Source organism: Marinomonas aquiplantarum, assembly GCF_003314975.1.
Taxonomy (GTDB): Bacteria; Pseudomonadota; Gammaproteobacteria; order Pseudomonadales; family Marinomonadaceae; genus Marinomonas; species Marinomonas aquiplantarum.
On the sequence record NZ_QNRF01000002.1, the window covers coordinates 503,094 to 518,101 of the forward strand.

General features: G+C 44.7%; 16 protein-coding genes. 10 read left to right on the forward strand and 6 right to left on the reverse strand.

Annotation, left to right across the window (positions count from 1 at the left end):
• The first annotated feature begins 12 nt into the window (after positions 1 to 12).
• The 7 genes from ispF (at position 13) to rpoS (ending at position 5,791) form a co-directional block, all read left to right on the forward strand.
• Positions 13 to 504, forward strand: coding sequence for a 2-C-methyl-D-erythritol 2,4-cyclodiphosphate synthase (gene ispF / locus DFP76_RS05700; RefSeq protein WP_113873679.1), 492 nt, complete (start codon positions 13 to 15; stop codon positions 502 to 504).
• Positions 501 to 1,595: a tRNA pseudouridine(13) synthase TruD gene (truD, locus tag DFP76_RS05705; protein WP_113873680.1), complete on the forward strand. Its 1,095-nt coding sequence runs from the start codon at positions 501 to 503 to the stop codon at positions 1,593 to 1,595. Before ispF ends, truD begins: the two co-directional genes overlap by 4 nt.
• Positions 1,573 to 2,319 (forward strand): 5'/3'-nucleotidase SurE, encoded by a 747-nt coding sequence (surE, locus tag DFP76_RS05710; RefSeq protein WP_113873681.1) that lies wholly within the window; start codon positions 1,573 to 1,575, stop codon positions 2,317 to 2,319. Before truD ends, surE begins: the two co-directional genes overlap by 23 nt.
• Entirely contained in the window at positions 2,316 to 2,981 is a 666-nt protein-coding gene (locus tag DFP76_RS05715) for a protein-L-isoaspartate(D-aspartate) O-methyltransferase (RefSeq protein ID WP_113873682.1), read from the forward strand. Before surE ends, DFP76_RS05715 begins: the two co-directional genes overlap by 4 nt.
• The gene (locus DFP76_RS05720) at positions 2,974 to 3,897 is read left to right on the forward strand and encodes a DUF368 domain-containing protein (protein ID WP_113873683.1); all 924 of its coding nucleotides are present in this window, start codon (positions 2,974 to 2,976) and stop codon (positions 3,895 to 3,897) included. Before DFP76_RS05715 ends, DFP76_RS05720 begins: the two co-directional genes overlap by 8 nt.
• Before the next feature lie 86 nt (positions 3,898 to 3,983).
• A complete protein-coding gene (locus tag DFP76_RS05725; RefSeq protein ID WP_113873732.1) occupies positions 3,984 to 4,766 on the forward strand; it encodes a peptidoglycan DD-metalloendopeptidase family protein in 783 nt (260 codons plus the stop codon).
• Positions 4,767 to 4,795: 29 nt separating this feature from the next.
• Positions 4,796 to 5,791, forward strand: a complete 996-nt coding sequence (gene rpoS / locus DFP76_RS05730) for an RNA polymerase sigma factor RpoS (RefSeq protein ID WP_113873684.1) — start codon at positions 4,796 to 4,798, stop codon at positions 5,789 to 5,791.
• Positions 5,792 to 5,895: 104 nt separating this feature from the next.
• Here the strand turns inward: rpoS and DFP76_RS05735 are convergent, their stop codons facing one another.
• Positions 5,896 to 7,347, reverse strand: a complete 1,452-nt coding sequence (locus tag DFP76_RS05735) for a YtjB family periplasmic protein (RefSeq protein WP_113873685.1) — start codon at positions 7,345 to 7,347, stop codon at positions 5,896 to 5,898.
• 230 nt (positions 7,348 to 7,577) lie between these two features.
• Here DFP76_RS05735 and serB point away from each other — a divergent pair, with 230 nt between their 5' ends.
• Together serB and DFP76_RS05745 are read left to right on the forward strand one after the other, a co-directional pair.
• A complete protein-coding gene (gene serB, locus DFP76_RS05740; RefSeq protein ID WP_113873686.1) occupies positions 7,578 to 8,489 on the forward strand; it encodes a phosphoserine phosphatase SerB in 912 nt (303 codons plus the stop codon).
• 123 nt (positions 8,490 to 8,612) lie between these two features.
• Positions 8,613 to 9,539, forward strand: a complete 927-nt coding sequence (locus tag DFP76_RS05745) for a LysR family transcriptional regulator (protein WP_113873687.1) — start codon at positions 8,613 to 8,615, stop codon at positions 9,537 to 9,539.
• Between the two features lie 16 nt (positions 9,540 to 9,555).
• Here the strand turns inward: DFP76_RS05745 and DFP76_RS05750 are convergent, their stop codons facing one another.
• The 4 genes from DFP76_RS05750 to moaA form a co-directional block, all read right to left on the reverse strand.
• Positions 9,556 to 9,984 (reverse strand): HepT-like ribonuclease domain-containing protein, encoded by a 429-nt coding sequence (locus DFP76_RS05750; protein WP_113873688.1) that lies wholly within the window; start codon positions 9,982 to 9,984, stop codon positions 9,556 to 9,558.
• A gap of 92 nt (positions 9,985 to 10,076) precedes the next feature.
• Complete coding sequence (locus DFP76_RS05755; RefSeq protein ID WP_113873689.1) at positions 10,077 to 11,267, reverse strand: molybdopterin molybdotransferase MoeA; 1,191 nt, start codon at positions 11,265 to 11,267, stop codon at positions 10,077 to 10,079.
• On the reverse strand, positions 11,267 to 11,815 hold the full coding sequence (gene moaB / locus DFP76_RS05760; protein WP_113873690.1) for a molybdenum cofactor biosynthesis protein B: 549 nt from the start codon (positions 11,813 to 11,815) through the stop codon (positions 11,267 to 11,269). The genes DFP76_RS05755 and moaB overlap by 1 nt, the downstream gene beginning before the upstream one ends.
• Before the next feature lie 11 nt (positions 11,816 to 11,826).
• Complete coding sequence (gene moaA / locus DFP76_RS05765) at positions 11,827 to 12,822, reverse strand: GTP 3',8-cyclase MoaA (RefSeq protein ID WP_113873691.1); 996 nt, start codon at positions 12,820 to 12,822, stop codon at positions 11,827 to 11,829.
• Between the two features lie 178 nt (positions 12,823 to 13,000).
• On the opposite strand from moaA, the gene DFP76_RS05770 reads away from it, so the two are divergent.
• Positions 13,001 to 13,864, forward strand: coding sequence for an acyl-CoA thioesterase (locus tag DFP76_RS05770; RefSeq protein WP_113873692.1), 864 nt, complete (start codon positions 13,001 to 13,003; stop codon positions 13,862 to 13,864).
• Between the two features lie 30 nt (positions 13,865 to 13,894).
• On the opposite strand, the gene queG is transcribed toward DFP76_RS05770, so the two are convergent.
• On the reverse strand, positions 13,895 to 14,971 hold the full coding sequence (queG, locus tag DFP76_RS05775; RefSeq protein ID WP_113873693.1) for a tRNA epoxyqueuosine(34) reductase QueG: 1,077 nt from the start codon (positions 14,969 to 14,971) through the stop codon (positions 13,895 to 13,897).
• Between the last annotated feature and the right edge of the window lie 37 nt (positions 14,972 to 15,008).

Here is a 15,008-nt window from a genome sequence, read left to right on the forward strand (position 1 = left end):
GGAGTTATTTTTATGATGCCATTTCGTATAGGTCATGGGTTTGATGTTCATAAATTTGGCGAGGGTGATCATGTTATTTTGGGGGGCGTGTCGATTCCTTACTCACAGGGCTTGATCGCTCATTCTGATGGTGATGTTGTGTTGCATGCGTTGACTGATGCTTTGCTGGGGGCGGCTGCTCTGGGTGACATTGGTAAACATTTTCCTGATACCGATGCGGCATTTTCAGGGGCGGACAGTCGAATTTTATTAAAGCGTGCTTTCTCTGAAGTGAAAGCATTGGGGCTATTAGTAGGTAATGTAGACGTGACCATTTTAGCGCAAGCGCCCAAAATGCGACCACATATTGACGCCATGCGAGCCAATATTGCCGAAGATCTTGAGGTCGATATGTCACAGGTGAACGTAAAAGCCACGACGACAGAGAAATTGGGTTTTACAGGTCGTAAAGAAGGCATTGCAGTGGAAGCGGTGGCATTACTGTATAAGCAGGGAGCCTTATGAATACGGATTGGCAATACGCTTGGTCAGAGCCTACTAATACGGGCGACCTAAAAACACATGCCCAAGATTTTTATGTGGAAGAGCAGCTCGGGTTTGAGCCAGATGGCAAAGGCGAGTTCTGTTATGTGTTTATTGAAAAGCTTGGGGTTAATACTGACTTCTTAGCCAAGCGCCTCGCTCAATTGGCTGGCGTTGCGGCCAATAAGGTAACCTACAGTGGTGTAAAAGATCGCCATGCTTGCACACGTCAATGGTTTTGTTTGCATACCCTGAACGAGGAGCCGGATTTATCGAATCTCCATCAGGCTTTTCGTGAGCCTGAGAGTGTCCGAGTAGTCGCTCAATTACGCCATTCTAAAAAGCTAAAAACCGGAACGCACTTTGCTAATCGTTTTATCATTCGCTTGCGTAATGTGGCGGGTGACCTAGAAGAGTTAGAAGCGCGCTTACAGTTGATTCAGCAAGGCGGTGTGCCGAACTATTATGGCCCTCAGCGTTTTGGTATTAACGGTAATAATTTGCACAACGGCAAAGAGTTTGTCCTAAAAGGGCGGCAAAGTCGTCGCAAATTATCCAAAACAGAGTCTTTTTGGTTATCAGCTATTCGTTCTTGGTGCTTCAATCAGGCCTTGAGTGATCAGGTTGAAAACGGTATGTGGGATCGTTTGTGTGATGCTGATATTGCACAATTCCAGCATAAAGAAGAGCAGTTCCGAGTGCAGCAACGATCAGCTTTGATGCATTTGAGTGTAGCGCGAGGCCAGATAAGCCCGGTATTACCCTTGCTAAGCCCGGGCTGGGAAGCGGGGACGGGGCCACAGAGAGAAGCCGCCATAAAAGCGTCATTGGCAGACCATGGTGAACTGGTGGAAGCCTTGATGGATTTTGGTTTATCGCGAGACAGTCGTTTAGCCAGATTAGTGCCAATGAATATGGCCTGGGAATTGCTAAAGGAAGAGACGGGCAAAGCCCAGTTAATACTTGAATTCTCGTTACCGAAAGGTTGTTTCGCGACCAGTATCCTGCGAGAGATGATGGATTTTACGGACAAATCAGCTGAGAAATATCATGAGAATTCTGATCGCGAATGATGATGGCATCGATGCGTTGGGTATTCAGACCTTATCAAAGCATCTGCAAACGCAATATGACACCTTGATGGTCGCGCCTGATCGTAATCGCAGTGGTGCCAGTAACTCGCTTACTCTGACTCGTCCTTTGCAACCAAGTAAAGTGGCGGAACGTGCGTATAAAGTAGATGGTACGCCGAGTGATTGTGTCAATCTGGCTTTATCTGGCGTAATTGATGGACAAGTTGACCTGGTGGTGTCCGGTATTAATCATGGTCCTAATTTAGGGGATGACGTGATTTATTCTGGTACAGTCGCGGCTGCCATGGAAGCAAGGCATTTAGGTCGTCCAGCGTTAGCTGTGTCATTGGTCGGCAATCAACACTTTGCGACCGCAGCGCAAGTCGTATTGGCTTTGTTAAAAGACACTCACACATTGAATATGCCTACTGGTGTTTTGCTCAATGTGAATGTGCCGGATTTGCCTTATGAAGAGATCAAAGGCATTCGTGTTACTAAGTTGGGTTATCGCCACAAAGCACAAGCCCCTGTCTCAGCTCAGCATCCCCGAGGGATGCCGAGTTATTGGATAGGCGCCTTGTCGGATCCGTATGATGCATCATCAGGTACTGATTTTGATGCGGTGGCAAATGGCTATGTTTCCGTGACGCCGATTCACACCGACATGACCTGCTACGAAGCAAAATCTTCTTTGGAAAAATGGATTGATATCGTCACACTATGAGCCAGCATGACCTTAATTGGTTAATTACGCATACGGAGCCAAGAGCCTCCGGGATGATTCATCAGCTTGAAGAGCAGGGTATTACTCATTCTGAGCTATTGGCTTTAATGGGCAATATTCCGCGACATGAGTTCGTTGAACCCGCGTTTTCGCATTTGGCTTATTCTGCTACTCCCTTACCCATAGGTCGTAACCAAACCATTAGTCAGCCATTAACGGTGGCCAGAATGACGGAATGGTTGTTGCAATATGCCAGGCTTGGTCGAGTGTTAGAAATTGGTACCGGCTCTGGCTATCAGACCCGTATTTTGGCGCATTTTTTTAATAAGGTGCACACCATAGAGCGACAGCACTCTTTGTATCAACAAGCTAAGCAAAGGTTGTCTTCGATGGGTGTTAATAACGTCGAGCATCTGTTTGCGGATGGACAAGCAGGTTGGCCTCATCGTATTGAAATGGATGCCGTAATTATTACTGCCATGGCCAGTAAAATCCCGTTAGCCCTGACAAACTGTTTAAAAGAGAATGGCATTCTGATTATGCCGATTGATCACCCTACGCCGCAAATAGGGTGCTGGCGCAAAGAAGGGGAGCGTTGGAAATGTTTGGGCAATGAGTCCGCATACTTTGTCCCTTTATTAGAAGGATTGGAACATGCCTAAGTGGCTGAAAATATATTTAAGTGGTGTCCTAATGGGGGCGGCGGATGTGGTGCCAGGGGTTTCTGGTGGTACGGTTGCCTTTATTGTTGGAGTGTACGATCGTTTGATCGCAGCCCTAAGTGGCGTTAATAAAGACAGTATCCAAATGTTATTCAAAGGTGACGTGAAAGCCTTGTGGCGTCATTTTGATGGGAGTTTTTTATTGGCGTTAGGGGCCGGTGTGGTTACTAGTATTTTTTTAATCGCGGGCCTGATTACTCACTTATTGGCGGTGTATCCTACTTATTTGTGGAGCTTTTTCTTCGGTTTGATTTTGGCATCTGCGGTGTTCTTATTAAAGCAGATCAAGTCTTTCTCTGTCCGTCACGGTGTGCTTCTAATTGTCGGTATTTTGGCGGGTGCAAGCCTATCATTGTTAGTGCCTACTAGGATGGAAACGTCTAATATTATGGTGTTTTTCGCAGGGATGATTGCGATCTGCGCTATGATTCTGCCTGGCATCTCTGGGAGTTTTCTCTTACTGATAATGGGCATGTACGGTTTTGTGTTGAATGCGATAAAAAGCTTCGATCTTACCGTCATTATCATTTTTGCTGCGGGGGCACTGGTTGGTCTACTGAGCTTCTCTAAGTTGCTCAATTATTTGCTACACAAAGCCCACGCTATGACCTTATCGTTCCTAACAGGCATTATGCTTGGTGCTTTAGTGAAAGTCTGGCCTTGGAAAGTGACTTTAAGTTGGGAGCAAGTTGGTGACAAAAAAATACCAGTGGAAACGGATTTAATATTACCTTGGCACATATCTGACTATCAATTGATGAACGATTTGGTGGTGCCAATGGCTTTTATTTTAGTTGGTGTTTTGATGATTTTTTGTGCGTCTTACATTTATTTACGAAATGAAGACAAAAGTTAATAAACGCTACAATTCTATTGTTTGAGGAAAATACTATCTTTAGTTGTCATGACAAAAAGCCTGTTAAACAAACCTTGGTCAGTCGTATGGCTCAATTGGTTTTGCTGTGCTTTTTGCTGACAGGATGCTCTTATCAGGTTCTGCATTTTCCAGATAAAAATACATCTTCTTATTCATCAAATCATGCGCGTGTTTCTTCTGTACCAGCATCGGGATACTACCGCGTTCGTAGCGGCGATACCCTGTTTTCCATTGCCTTTCGCTATGGCTTGGATTATCGCGCCTTGGCTAATGCCAATAATATTGATGCTCCTTATGTAATCTATCCTAATCAAAAAATACGTTTGAGAGAGGCAAAAAAGGCGTCATCTTCAGCGTCTAAATCCTCGTCTCAGGCTTCTTCTCAAACGGCTAAAGTCACACCGAAATCGAACACTTCTGTAAGTCGTAACGAACCTAAGAAAGTCGCAACAAAAACCACGACTCTTGTTACAAAAGACATTAAATGGGCTTGGCCTGTCGATGGAGAAGTGAAGAGGGGGTTTTCAAACGCAGGGGTAAGTAGTAAAGGTATAGACATCAAAGCACAGAAAGGTGATTTGGTGAAGGCAGCGGCAGATGGCGTTGTTGTGTATGCAGGCAGCGGTCTCATTGGTTATGGAAATCTAGTGATCGTGAAACACGATGATGTTTACTTAAGTGCCTATGCGTACAACGAAAGAATCATAGTAAAAGAAAAGCAAAGTGTTCGAGCTGGTGACTCCCTTGCTGTAATCGGTGGTAAGGGGACAGATAGACCCTTGCTTCACTTTGAAGTTCGCCGAGATGGACAGCCGATTAATCCGTTAGATGTATTACCCAAAAATTGAGTAAAAACTAGCGTTTTTAAGGAGGGGGTATGAAGTTAGCAAGCATGGATAAAAACACAGCTAAGGTTTCGAACGTCAGAGACTTTGACCTTGATACACTTGATGGCTTTCAAGAAGAGGCAGCGGATGAAGAATTTGAATCTGCTGTTAGTGCTCGATATGCGGAAGCAGACTCTTCTAAAAGTTTGGATGTTACTCAGCTGTATTTGAGTGAGATCGGTTTTTCTCCTCTTTTATCCGCAGAAGAAGAGGTTTATTTTGCGCGTCTAGCACTGAAAGGTGATGAGAAGGCGCGTAAGCGAATGATTGAAAGTAATCTGCGTTTAGTTGTCAAAATTTCCCGCCGTTATCTCAATCGTGGTCTTTCATTGCTTGACCTGATTGAAGAGGGCAACTTAGGTCTCATTAGAGCCGTCGAAAAGTTTGACCCAGAGCGAGGCTTTCGTTTTTCAACTTACGCAACATGGTGGATACGTCAAACCATTGAGCGTGCCATCATGAACCAAACCCGCACGATTCGTTTACCAATTCACGTTGTCAAAGAACTGAATGTTTACCTTCGAGCTGCTCGTGAATTGACTCAAACCTTGGATCACGAACCGAGTCCTGAGGAAATTGCTGAGAAGCTTGATTGTCCTGTTGAAGACGTGCAAAAGATGCTCGGCTTGAATGAAAAAATCAGCTCTATTGATGCGTCTTTCGGTGGCGAAAACAACGATAAAAGCTTAGTTGAAGTGTTGGCGGATGACTTACACCAAGGGCCAGAAGCTGACCGTCAAGATGGCGATGTGTTGCAAGGCATTGAACAGTGGCTGGATGAACTGAGTGAGAAGCAGTGTGAGGTGATTACGCGCCGTTTTGGGTTACGTGGACATGAGGCCAGTACCCTTGAACATGTCGGTGCAGAAATCGGTTTAACACGGGAGCGTGTGCGTCAAATTCAGGTAGAAGCGTTACGTAAATTACGTCTGATCCTAGACAAAGAAGGTTTGTCACTGGACGATGTGATTAGCATGAATGAATAAATGTCGATCTCTACAAGCAGTATAACGAAAAAGGCCCAAATAACATTTGGGCCTTTTAGTTTGTAAGTCTTATTTTGTGCGTCGTGTTGACTGGCAAGCTATTTCTATTGTTCTGGTAGGGCTTCAGAGTCAGTCATATCGAGGATGTATTGTTGTATTTGCTTGCTGTATTTATCCGATAATCCTTTGACTTCGTACGCTAAGATTTCTTCATCATCTTCTTCAATGATGTCGGGAAGGCTGGTAAACACGCGGTTTTGGATTTGCGATAAGGTAAAAATGTCGTCTGTGATAACCAGCTTGTTTATATGTTCGGTTTTTTTCAATTGAGCGACTTTCTCAAGTAACCCCGCAATTCTTTCTGGTTCCAGCTTATCTTCTTTAATCATATGCGATACTTGCGCATTACCTTGGTGAAGACCTAGATGGAAGTCGAGTTTAGGGGCATCCTCGTAGAGCTCATTTTCATAAAGTTTCTCGACTAACCCAATGAACAGCTCAGCGGTACAAATCGCATTCAGGTATAAATTATCTTCACAATGCTCGGCACTAAAGAGGATGATAGCGGCATCATTCTGATATTGGTGAACTTGACCTAGGTATGTTTCACTCGCTTGAAACATGGCACGGTAGATAGGGGTTAATAAATTCGCAACCTGAAGGGGAGATAAGTCTTCATGCCACTTTTCCAGATTGAGAATATCGAAGTAAAGTAAGCAGCTACGTTGTTTAGATTCCTCAAAAATGGCATCAAAGTTAATTTCAAATTGGGCCTTTTCGACTTGGCTGATTTCTTCATCCGATAAAACTTCCGCTGTGTTGGTGTCAGCATCGGAGTTGGCTTTAACGGCTTTTTTCTTGGGACGAGTTTCAGTAACCGCTTGATAGAGTAAGCGCGCTTCTTTGTAGATAGGCTCAACAAGGGTCGATTTTCTTTGTTTCTTATCCAGATTAATTAAGGCATCACGGATGTCATTAATGGGATTAAATAACCAGCGGGTGATAATAACAATGAAGAGTAATGCGATGGTGGAAATGAATATGGCCACACCAATGAGTAAGTTATTAAGGTGTTGCAAAGTGGCTTGCGCCGGGGTCTTGTCCAGAGTGATTAGAACATGTCCGACGATCTCATCACGGAATTTAATACTAGAGCTGTATACTCGACGTTTCTCACTGGGTCTAAGCTCTTGTTCAGAGCTGATGCCTGCGCCGCTACTGTCAGCTTCTGCCAAGAGTTCATCTTTCTTGTTGTAGACTCGAGCACTAAGAATGTTTTCATCGACCACGAGACGGTTTAACAGAACGTTTAAGCTTAGTAGATCGTTGGTCAAGATGGATTGAGTGGCATTGAAGGCGGCTTGTGTTGCTAAACTGCTGCCTAATACTTCCGTTTGCTGGGAAAGGTAATTACTCAACGCATGAGTCATGGTGTACCAAAAAATACACACAGTGAGAATCATCAATGAAAGGAACGTGGCGACCGTGATCGTAGAGGCGCTGAGTCGCTTACGTATGAACGCTGAGAAAACCTTCTTTTTTGATTGGGTGTCCATTCATTTCCTTTAGGCTTATACACAGAACAATGACTTAAGTATACACATGATAACGGCCGTTTTCTGAAATCTTTAAGTGACATCAAAGCCTGTGGAATAAGTTTTTGTTTTTCTAAACAATCAGTAAGGCTTTTATTCTTACTCATGTTATCGGTCTTGCGAGATAAATCCTGCTTAGAGAATAGAAAACGATTTGTTATAGTAGGCAGCACATTATTTGAGGAGCCCTTATGTCAGCTTGTATCACGCTTATTGGATCGTTCGGAACCGACTACTTAAAACAGTTCCATGCTTGGTTAAATCGTAAAGATCTTTCTACTGAGACGCGTTTGTTATCGGACGATCATGATGCGGTAAGAGTGGCTCAAGTGACGCTAATAGAGGGACATTTCGAGGCTGAAGCGTTTCGAGCTGAGTTACTCACCTTAGCGGATGAAACTGGCATAGATCATATCCTACAAACCACGGCCCTAGACATCAAAGCGGGCGGGGTGGCCGTCTTTGATATGGATTCGACGTTAATTAAAGCAGAAGTTATGGATGAATTAGCGGTTGAAGCGGGCATTGGTGAACAAATTGCGGCGGTAACGGCTAGCGCAATGCGAGGCGAAATCGATTTTGTGGAAAGTTTCGTGCAACGATTAGCGTTTTTAAAGGGCTTAAGCAGTGACGTGATGGACGGTGTTTATCAGCGCATCCAACCGATGGATGGTATCGCCAGATTGATGTCTGTACTGAATCATTTTGGTTGGCATACAGCGATACTGTCTGGCGGATTTACCTACTTTGCGGATCGAGTGCAAGCGGAATATCAGATGAGTGAAGTGCATGCCAATGTCTTGGAAATAGAAGATGGCGCGCTAACGGGCAAACACCTTGGTGAGATTGTCGATGGTGAGCGTAAAAAGTTCTTGCTGTCTAAAATAGTGGAAGAGCAGCAAGTGGATTGGTCGCAAACTATTGCTTGTGGCGATGGTGCCAACGATTTGTTGATGCTCAATCAGGCCGCTCTTGGTGTAGCTTTGCATGCCAAACCACTTGTCCGTCAACAAGCGCCTTGCCCAATGAACCAGCTTGGTTTAGATGGGATATTATATCTTTTAGGTATGACTTCAGCAGAAATAAAACGCCTTGAAGCCTAATGATCTCTACTCTTTGCGGGTCAAATTGATGAAATTGGGCTGATTTAACGGGAAAACTATGGTCTTCTAGAAAAGCTTGTTATGATCATCAGTTATAATAATAAGTCTAAATGAGGTGTGGTTGTGTCAGAAATAAAGTTGTCGGACATCGATCTAAATTTGCTTTATGTGCTTCAAGTGTTAATTGAAGAACTTAACGTGACTAAAGCCGCATCTCGTTTAAATGTTTCTCAGCCTGCCGTAAGTCGTTCTTTGTCTCGTTTAAGAGATGTCTTTGATGATCCGTTGTTTATCCGAACGTCTCATGGCTTGTCGGCAACAGCAAAAACCCAGAGCTTAGCGCCGTATTTGGCTGATACTCTGAAAAACCTTGAAAACTTAATACAGCCTGTTGAGTTTAACCCCGCTCAAAGCCAGCGGCGTTTTTCGTTATCGACGACAGACTTTGGCACGCTAACCGTGTTACCTAAGATACTCGATCAGTTTCGACAAGAAGCGCCCAGCGCAGTATTGGATGTAAAATCCTGGAATGAAGACATGGTGACCGAACTTGATCAACGTAATATTGATCTGGCTGTGTCGGTGTTATCGAAGGAGCCACCACCAGGTATACGAGCAATGCGTCTGCAGAGTGACTGTATGGTGTGTTTGGCGCGTAAGGAACATCCTCTTCTTAATCAAGGATTAACGCTCGATGCTTATTTACAGGCAGACCATGTTCAAGTGGTATTAGGACGGCGTGAATTCTTTGCGGTGGACAGAGAGCTTGATAAACTTGGGCACAAACGACATGTGTCTGTGCATTTGCCAAACTTTGTGCCAGCGGCAAGAACCGTTATGAACAGTGATCTGCTATTAACAGTGCCAAAGCTCTTCGCCGAAGACATGGTTCAGACGGCATCCGACATAGAGTTGTTCGAGTTACCATTTCAAACGCGTAGCTTTGATTATTCTATGATCTGGCATGAAAGTTATCAGCACGATTCAGCGCACATTTGGTTTCGTGGTTTATTAAGACAAGCTTTTATCAAAGCAACACAAACCACTTAAACACCCTGAGCTCTTGTTATTTCTCCAAGTTGGCTAAACGGCTGACCCATTCTTTTGTTAGTACCTCTACTAAACTGTAGCGTTTTAACGTCATGGCTTCTGCTAAATCGTCGAAATTTTCTTCCAGATAATCGTGCAGTATGGTGTCTCTTAATTGGATCAAATATTTGATCTGTTCAGCCTGTTCGAACGTGACATCCTGATGACTTATCAGTGCGTCTAGTACATCTTTACGGGCGTGTACTTCCGCTTGGTAGTGATGTTTTAAAACGTATTTTGCCAGGTCCAGCATAGAGGCAACGAGAAGTTGAAATGAATGCTCTATCACCATGATTTCATCACGGCTGTATTCTCCGTTTTTGGTTTGCTTACGGAATGAGTCGAGTCTTTTGATCATGCTGTGTTGATGATCATAAAGAGCATTTTCCCAATTTAAGTCTCTCATTTGCACACCTCTTTAATCGATGAAAGCGCACTACTTTAAGTGCACTATCATCAGTTTAGGTGAGCATTGGCCATTTTGAAAAGGTTGAAGACTTAGAAGCTGTTAAAAGGGTAAAAATCGTATTCTTGGTTTTCTTCTACGGATTCTCGCGCTTTGATGTGCAAATAGCCTTGGCTTTCACAGGCCGCTAGCAAAGCGCCCGAACTTTGTTGGGCATGGGGGTATGCTTTACCCTGTTGGATTGTTACTCGTAAGAATTCGTCTCGTTGAATGGCCTTGGAACGACGAAAACCAGCTTTAACTGTGTAAGCTTTTGGTCTAGTCGCTTGAGCGCCAGCGCAGACGGAGAGTAATAAACGAGCGAACCAATGAAACGTCACTAGGGTTGAACTGGGGTTACCAGGCAATCCTAAAAAGGGAACCCCATCTAAGCTAGCATGCACCAATGGCTTGCCCGGTTTGATGGCGATTTTCCATAGATGCAATGTGCCAAGCTTTTCTAGCACATGTTTGACGTGATCCTCTTCGCCAACCGAAACACCGCCTGATGATAAAATGACGTCACATTCTGTGGTTAATTGTTGTAAGGCTTGTTCTGTTGCTGCTGGCGTATCCGCTGCGTGTAACGAGCAGGTAACCATATGCCCAGCTTCAGCCACTAGGGCTTCTAGCATGGGGCCATTGGAGTTGTAAATTTGACCAGTTTGCAGTGATGATCCTGCCGGGATTAATTCATCGCCAGTCGTTAGAATTCCCACTCGCAATGGTTGAAAAACACTAACTTGAGTGATTCCTAAGCTGGCAAGCAGACCAATTTTCATGGCGCTCAGTTGTTGACCAGACAAAGCAACGGTTTGTCCCTGTTGCATGTCTTGGCCGCTTGGTCTGACATTATCGCCTTGTTGTGGTGTTGATAGAAAACGAACCTGCTCAGCTTCAACTTGAGCGTTTTCCTGCATGATAATGGTATCTGCCCCAGCCGGTAAAATAGCCCCCGTGAAGATTCGTGCACAGGTGCCAGCTTGTAAGGGCTGTGGTGCTTGTCCTGCGGCAATGCGTTGGCTAACCACAAAGGCTTTGTCATCTTGCCAGTCTTGATAGGCAATGGCATAACCATCCATTGCGCTATTGGCCTGTGGGGGGACGTTAATCGGTGCCACGATATTTTCCGCCAAGATACGACCTAACGCCTTAGATAAAGGTAAGGTTTCGCTTGCTACACGCACCGTAGCGGCCTTTTCAATTGCCGTCAAAGCCTCTTCAAAAGGGAGCAAATTAGACATTAAGAGGCGACTCCATCCGTGTTTTCTGAAGCCAATGGACCAAGTAACATACCAACAAAGTTACATGGTCTATGGGTGGCATCTAATTGCTCTTTCAAAATGCCATTCCAAGCGGTTCGGCAGGCACCTGTTGAGCCTGGTAAGCAAAATACTAAAGTACGGTTAGCTAAGCCGGCAATGGCACGAGATTGAATGGTTGATGTGCCAATCTCATCATAAGAAATTTGGCGAAACAGCTCACCAAAACCTTCAATGGTTTTGTCGAATAAAGGCGTCATAGCCTCTGGTGTACTGTCACGAGCATAAAAACCCGTGCCGCCAGTAATGAGAACGGCATGAGTGTCTTCATCAGCAATCCATTGCGAAACTACGGCGCGCATTTGATAGACATCGTCTTTGACGATTTGGCGCTGCTTAAGGTGATGACCTGCTGCGTTTAGCATTTCAATCAATGCTTCCCCAGAAGTATCTTCTGCTAATGTACGGGTATCAGAAACGGTTAAAACACTGATGTTTAGTGGTCGAAATGGGGTTGCTGTTTTTGCCATTGTATTCCTTCTCAGCCGCCAGTTGCACTCATAAAGCGAAGTATCTGCGGCGCTTCTTCTAGATTGAAGTGATGTTGCTGTGGCTTGAGTGCCAAAGCATCAATAATGCGTTCTTCGAGTAAAGGGGTATTGTTTGGATGGACTCGTAAAAGACTTTTTAAGTCTTTCGAGTGTTCATTGCCTAGACAAAGTAACAGGCGACCTTCTGCGGTTAAGCGTACGCGATTACAGGTGTCGCAAAAATTATGACTGTGTGGGGATATGGTGCCGATACGGTTTTCATATCCTGCGACTTGATAATATCGGGTCGGGCCACCTGTGATCATGGTACTAGGGCTTAATTGGTAATGCTCCGAGATGACGTCGATCACCTCGTCGCTGGACATATAAGTGGCCGCTCTGTCGTGGTCATGGATCACGCCCAAAGGCATTTCTTCAATATAGCTGATGTCCAAACCATGGTTTAAGGCAAATTCAGCCAAGGCTGGTACTTCATCATGGTTACGGCCTTTTAAGATAACGCTATTAAGTTTTAAACGTTTAAAAGGCAATTGAGCAGCACGTTCGATACCATCCATCACTTGTTGAAATTTGTCTCGTCGTGTTAGCTGGTAAAAACGTTCTGCTTTTAATGTGTCTAGGCTGATGTTGATACGCGATACGCCTGCGTTCAGTAAAGCGGGTGCCATTTTCGCCAATTGTGAGCCATTGGTGGTAATGGTGAGTTCTTCTAGCCCTGGTGTATTGGCGATTTTATCTATGGCCCAAAGAATGTTTTTACGAACTAGAGGTTCGCCGCCTGTAATGCGAATACGTTTGGTGCCCATGCCAATAAAGGTTTGCGCCACAAAGACAATCTCTTCCAAAGAGAGGATGTGTTCGCGAGCTAAAAAAGAAACGTCTTCATCCATGCAGTAGGTACAACGAAAATCACATCGATCGGTAACCGAGATGCGTAAATAATCAATTTTGCGACCAAAAGGATCGATTAATTCAGATGTAGCCAAGACATTTCTCCACTTGCAGAGTGTCATAAAAGCAAAAAAGACCTGTATTAGTAAAGTGGCAAGGTCGTTTTACCGACATTTATTGGAGGAATTCATATTTTATCTGAATTTGCGGATCGTGAGACAGTGGAAAAAACGTCATAATACAAGGTAATTATTTTTGTCGAGGAGTGGCATCTTGAACCCTGTTGTAAATAATCTTATTGAATTATTGAAACTAGAACGCGTATCCGAAACTGAATTTATTGGCCGTAGCCAGGACATAGGTTTTCCAAAGCTGTTTGGCGGTCATGTCATTGGTCAAGGCTTAAGTGCGGCTACGCAAACAGTAGAGGGGCGTTTCCCTCACTCATTGCATTGCTACTTTTTACGACCAGGAGATTCCGCCGAGCCGATTCATTATGACGTAGAAATTGTTCGCGATGGTGGCAGTTTCAGTCTACGTCGAGTGGTAGCCTCTCAATTTGGTAAGAGTATTTTGGTGATGACGGTGTCTTTCCACCTGCAAGAGCCTGGGTTAGATCATCAGGATGCCATGCCAAATGTGCCAGGACCTGAGTCTTTCAAATCGGAGCTGTCTTTATTCCGAGCTCATGCAGAAGAAATCCCAGAAAAAGTGCGTGAAATTTTCACTGCGGATCGTCCTATTGAATACCGTATTGTGGAAAACCAAAATCCGTTCCGTCCTCGCCCTGGTATTGCTAAGCGTCATATGTGGATTCGCAGTGTTGCTCCGTTACCGGATGATGAGTTGATTCATCAATCCATGCTGGCGTACACCACGGATTATGGTTTTATTGAAACCGCTTTAATGCCCCATGGCTTATCCATTGGTAATCCGTACTTGAACATAGCTAGCTTAGATCATGCGATTTGGTTCCATCGTCCATTCCGTTTAGATGAGTGGTTGTTGTATGTTGCAGATTCACCGTCAGCTTGTGCAGCGAGAGGGTTTGCAAGAGGCCAAATCTTTAACCAAAAAGGGGAGCTGGTGGCATCGACGGCGCAAGAGGGTTTGATTCGCTACTCGAAAGACAAGTAACTTAAGACAATAAACAGATTTATTCTGGCTTTATTGACTTTGATGCTGTGTCAGCGCCCATTGGATGTGCTCTTGGACCAAAGGGGTGCTGTGTTCAAGAGCCTGTTGTAACGCCTTTATAGTTTTTTCTGTGGTGGGGGCGTTCCCTAGGGCAACGGCGATGTTGCGTTGCCAGTTTTCATAGCCAGTACGACGAATAGGGGAGCCTTCGGTATTTTTTAAGAAGGTTTCTTCATCCCATAGAAATAGGTCGATCAAATCGGCGCTATCTAGGTTGTGTCTGGGCTGAAAATCTTCTTCCTCTGTGTGTTTGGCAAATTTAGTCCAAGGACACACTAATTGGCAATCGTCACAGCCAAAAATGCGATTGCCCATTTTGCTTCTTAATGCTTCTGGGATCGGACCTTTATGCTCAATCGTGAGATAGGATATGCATTTGCCCGCATCCAATACCCAAGGCTCAACAAAAGCATCGGTAGGGCATTGTGTTAAGCAGGCATCGCAGCTACCACAGTGTCGACTGGCAGTGGGCTTATCGACTGGCAAAGGCAAGTTAGTAAAAATTTCACCAAGTAAAAACCAGCTGCCTGCTTTTGGGGTTAACAATAAAGTATTTTTACCTATCCACCCCATGCCCGCTTGTTCGGCAATTTGTCTTTCTAATACTGGGGCGCTGTCGACAAAAGCGCGATAGCCATGGTCGCCAACGTGTTCCTGTATTTTCTTTGCCAGTTGCGTGAGACGTTTACGGATCAGCTTGTGGTAATCACGGCCTAATGCGTAACGAGCAATGTAAGCTTTGTCTTTGGTTTGCAGACGTTTTACTGTTTCCACTGATTGCGGCAGATAGTGCATGCGTAAGGAAATAACTCGACGTGTGCCTGGGTGGAGTTGTTCTGGATAGAAGCGCATGTCGCCATGATTGGCGAGATAGTCCATGCCAGCATGATAGCCTTTGTCTAACCAGTTGTTGAATTCGTCTTTGTGTTGACCCAGGTCGGGATCCACAATACGTGCATCAGCAAAGCCAAATTCGGTTGCCCATGTTTTTATGTCAGAGACCAATTTGGCAAGGTCATCTGGTGTGGAAAGTGAGGAAGGCAGCAAGGAAAATCCGGTTTATCTTGACGCTAGGCAAATGCTG

Bases quoted from the DNA above. Each gene is read 5' to 3' on its own strand.
- ispF (WP_113873679.1), top strand. From the start codon at position 13: ATGATGCCATTTCGTATAGGTCATGGGTTTGATGTTCATAAATTTGGC.
- truD (WP_113873680.1), top strand. From the start codon at position 501: ATGAATACGGATTGGCAATACGCTTGGTCAGAGCCTACTAATACGGGC.
- surE (WP_113873681.1), top strand. From the start codon at position 1,573: ATGAGAATTCTGATCGCGAATGATGATGGCATCGATGCGTTGGGTATT.
- DFP76_RS05715 (WP_113873682.1), top strand. From the start codon at position 2,316: ATGAGCCAGCATGACCTTAATTGGTTAATTACGCATACGGAGCCAAGA.
- DFP76_RS05720 (WP_113873683.1), top strand. From the start codon at position 2,974: ATGCCTAAGTGGCTGAAAATATATTTAAGTGGTGTCCTAATGGGGGCG.
- DFP76_RS05725 (WP_113873732.1), top strand. From the start codon at position 3,984: ATGGCTCAATTGGTTTTGCTGTGCTTTTTGCTGACAGGATGCTCTTAT.
- rpoS (WP_113873684.1), top strand. From the start codon at position 4,796: ATGAAGTTAGCAAGCATGGATAAAAACACAGCTAAGGTTTCGAACGTC.
- DFP76_RS05735 (WP_113873685.1), bottom strand. From the start codon at position 7,347: ATGGACACCCAATCAAAAAAGAAGGTTTTCTCAGCGTTCATACGTAAG.
- serB (WP_113873686.1), top strand. From the start codon at position 7,578: ATGTCAGCTTGTATCACGCTTATTGGATCGTTCGGAACCGACTACTTA.
- DFP76_RS05750 (WP_113873688.1), bottom strand. From the start codon at position 9,984: ATGAGAGACTTAAATTGGGAAAATGCTCTTTATGATCATCAACACAGC.
- DFP76_RS05755 (WP_113873689.1), bottom strand. From the start codon at position 11,267: ATGTCTAATTTGCTCCCTTTTGAAGAGGCTTTGACGGCAATTGAAAAG.
- moaB (WP_113873690.1), bottom strand. From the start codon at position 11,815: ATGGCAAAAACAGCAACCCCATTTCGACCACTAAACATCAGTGTTTTA.